At 39.2% G+C, this 367-nt stretch carries 1 protein-coding gene; it reads right to left on the bottom strand.

Annotation, left to right across the window (positions count from 1 at the left end):
- Positions 1 to 367 (bottom strand): response regulator transcription factor (locus GNF10_RS39570; RefSeq protein WP_185607531.1); only part of this gene is annotated, 367 nt, incomplete at both ends.

Here is a 367-nt window from a genome sequence, read left to right as displayed (position 1 = left end):
ATATAACCAAGCATCGCCCCTCTTTTTATCGCCTCATAACTGTTCTTGACGTGCCATTTACTGTACAAATCGCTGGCATAACGTTTGACTGTACTAACAGAGAGAAACATTTCTTTGGCAATCTGTTCAAAACCTAAACCCTGAGCCAGTAAACGCAGGACTTGTATTTGTCGTTCGGTGGGAGAGTCAAGCAAGTTTTTATCAGCAAAACTAGGGTCAATATATCTATTTTTATCAAGGTTTTTTAACAGTTTTTTAGCCAGCTTAGGGTCAAGTAGACATTCATCAGAGTAAGCTCTCTTGATGGCTAGTTCAATCAATTCTACATCAGCACTTTTGAGCATATAAGAATCAGCCCCATGACGAA

This window comes from Nostoc sp. UCD121 (genome assembly GCF_014222285.1).
Taxonomy (GTDB): Bacteria; Cyanobacteriota; Cyanobacteriia; order Cyanobacteriales; family Nostocaceae; genus Nostoc.
Note: the sequence above shows the minus strand (reverse complement) of the source record. Positions and strands in the feature narration are given on the sequence as shown.